Here is a 2,893-nt window from a genome sequence, read left to right as displayed (position 1 = left end):
CACGCAGAAATCATTGCCCTGATCAACCGGCTTTGTGATGACGGCATGGCGCTCCTCGTCATTTCGTCGGAAATCGAAGAGATCGTCGCTTACAGCACTCGCGTGGTTGTGCTGCGCGACCGCGCGCATCGAGGCGAGCTCGCAGGCGACGACATCACAACCACGAAAATCATGCAGAAAATCGCTGCCGAAACAGGAGAGGTGCACGTATGACCCGCATGAATGCAGCGGCATTTACCAAGGCATCGCCGCAACTCCTTTCGCTGGCTCTGATCCTGTTTCTGAATTATTTGGCGTTTCCCGGTTTCTTCGAAATTCGCATTCAGGATGGCCGAATGTTTGGCAGCCTTGTCGACGTGCTGAACAGAGGTGCTCCTGTCATTATTCTGGCGATTGGCATGACAGCCGTCATTGCCAGCCGCGGCGTTGATCTGTCGGTTGGCGCCGTCATGGCAGTCGCTGGAGCCATCGCCGCGACACTGACTGTCGCTGGATACTCCTCCCCGGTCGTCATCTTCGCAGCGCTCGGAACGGGACTGCTATGCGGCCTTTGGAACGGGTTGCTCGTTGCTTATTTCGATCTCCAGCCGATCGTGGCGACGCTCATCCTGATGGTGGCGGGTCGCGGGATCGCGCAGCTCATCACCGAAGGATCGATCATTACCTTCACTGATCCAGCTCTAATCTCTTTCGGTACGGGTTCATTTCTCGGCATACCGATGCCAGTGCAGATTGCCGCAATTCTACTGGTGTTTGCGATCGTGGTTGTTCGACGTACTGCGCTCGGACTGCTGATCGAGTCGATCGGTGTCAATCGCAGCGCCAGCACTTATGCCGGGTTGAACAGTAAGCTGCTTCTCCTCGTCATCTATACCTTTTGCGGATTCTGCGCAGCGCTGGCGGGCATCATCGTTGCCGCCGATATTCGTGGCGCTGATGCCAACAATGCCGGACTCTGGCTTGAGCTCGATGCGATCCTTGCCGTCGTTATTGGCGGAACGTCTCTGTTCGGTGGACGCTTCTCAGTCTTGATGTCAGGCCTTGGCGCCGTCATCATCCAGGCGATGAATACCGGGATCCTGCTCTCCGGCTTTCCGCCGGAATACAATCTCATTCTCAAGGCCGTGGTGATCATCGTGATCCTGTTGGCACAGTCTTTCTCATCCGCAGGTGGCTGGCATTTCCTGAAAACTGAACTCCGCACGCAACGAGTAAAGCGCCAATGAACACACGGCTTCTTCCCTTTTATGCAACGCTGTTCATCTGCGTGCTCGCCTATACAGCCTGCGTGATGCAGTTTCCCGCCATGCTGTCCACTCGGGTTGTCGGTAATCTCTTGACCGACAATGCCTTTCTCGGAATCGCGGCAGTCGGCATGACCTTCGTTATTCTTTCTGGAGGCATTGATCTCTCCGTTGGATCGGTCATCGCTTTTACCGGCGTCTTGCTCGCCGTACTCATCACGAAATATGGCGTACACCCTCTGGCAGCTTTCGCCATTGCGCTGGTCATTACCACAACCTTCGGCGCGATCATGGGTGTCATCATCCATTATCTCGATGTGCCGGCTTTTATCGTCACCTTGGCGGGGATGTTCCTGGCGCGGGGGATGTGTTTCGTCATGACGACAGATTCAATTCCGATCAATCATGAATTCTATTCGATGCTGCAAGGCCTTTATTACCGGCTGCCGGGCGGAGGGCGACTGACATTCATCGGTGGCCTGATGGTGCTGGTATTCCTGTGCGGTATCGTGATGGCACACTTCAGCAAGTTCGGCTCTTACATTTATGCGATCGGCGGTAACCGCACATCGGCCGAACTGATGGGTGTTCCCGTGGCGCGAACGACAATTACTATCTATGCCCTATCAGGATTCCTATCCGGACTAGCAGGTATCGTGTTCTCACTTTACACATCTGCAGGCTACTCGCTTGCCGCCGTCGGGGTCGAACTTGACACCATCGCCGCTGTTGTCATCGGGGGCACATTGCTGACGGGCGGCGTCGGATATGTCGCCGGCACCTTTGTTGGTGTGGTCATCCAGGGTATCATCCAGACCTACATTGTCTTCGACGGGACGTTGTCCAGTTGGTGGACAAAAATCGTGGTGGGTGCGTTGCTCTTTGCGTTCATCGCATTGCAAAGGACTTTGGTATTCCTCTCCACGAGGAGGACCATGATCAATGCCACCGCTTGACTCACCCGAAAATCAGTTAGCCAACTATGACTTCCGCACAGCGGCACATTCGCGTACGCATCATGGCCATGTGATGCGTGACCTTGGTTTGAAGATCGTGAGCGGGTTCTATGCGGAAGACAGTATCCTTCCGGGCGACGCAGAATTGTTACAGCAATTTCACGTCTCACGAACCGTGCTCCGGGAGGCGCTCAAGACACTTGCGGCAAAGGGATTGATCCAGCCCCGAGCCAAAATCGGGACTAGGGTGCTGACCCGTGCCCATTGGAATCTGTTCGACCCTGACATTCTGGTCTGGCACTTCGAAATCGGCGCCAGTCCCGAATTTCTTTCGAGCTTGCTCGAGATGCGCCTCGCACTGGAGCCCGAGGCTGCCGGTCTTGCCGCGTTGCGCAGGAGCGAGCAGCAGCTTGCAAGACTCTACGATTGCGTGGGCAGGATGGAGGGGGCAGGGCATTCGGCTGCGGATTTCGTCCACAGCGATCTGCAGTTCCACATCGATATTGCCGATGCATCCGGTAACCCGTTCATGCGTTCGATCAGTACGATGATTGAGGTGGCGCTTGTTACCACTTTCACAATCAGTTCGCCGGTTCCGAGCCCTGAAAGACATGGCCAATCAGTTGCACGACACAACGCTATCGTCGATGCCATCAATGTTAGGGATGTGCAAGCAGCGAAAGCCGCAATGCG

3 protein-coding genes and 1 pseudogene are annotated in these 2,893 nt (G+C 55.4%); all 4 read left to right on the top strand.

Features of this window, described 5'->3' with window-relative positions; translation table 11 throughout:
* Positions 1–213 (top strand): annotated as a pseudogene (locus AAAC48_RS16710) (sugar ABC transporter ATP-binding protein); the annotation flags it as partial.
* A complete protein-coding gene (locus tag AAAC48_RS16705) occupies positions 210–1,226 on the top strand; it encodes an ABC transporter permease (RefSeq protein WP_340655262.1) in 1,017 nt (338 codons plus the stop codon). The pseudogene AAAC48_RS16710 and the gene AAAC48_RS16705, both read left to right, overlap by 4 nt.
* Positions 1,223–2,200, top strand: a complete 978-nt coding sequence (yjfF, locus tag AAAC48_RS16700) for a galactofuranose ABC transporter, permease protein YjfF (protein ID WP_340655261.1) — start codon at positions 1,223–1,225, stop codon at positions 2,198–2,200. Before AAAC48_RS16705 ends, yjfF begins: the two co-directional genes overlap by 4 nt.
* Positions 2,187–2,893: FadR/GntR family transcriptional regulator (locus AAAC48_RS16695; RefSeq protein ID WP_340655260.1), on the top strand; the 707-nt coding region annotated here is incomplete at its 3' end. The genes yjfF and AAAC48_RS16695, both read left to right, overlap by 14 nt.

Source organism: Phyllobacterium sp. (assembly GCF_037994405.1).
In the GTDB taxonomy this organism is placed as follows: domain Bacteria; phylum Pseudomonadota; class Alphaproteobacteria; order Rhizobiales; family Rhizobiaceae; genus Phyllobacterium.
The sequence above is the reverse complement of the archived record's forward strand: the minus strand, read 5'-3'. Positions and strand labels throughout refer to the sequence as shown.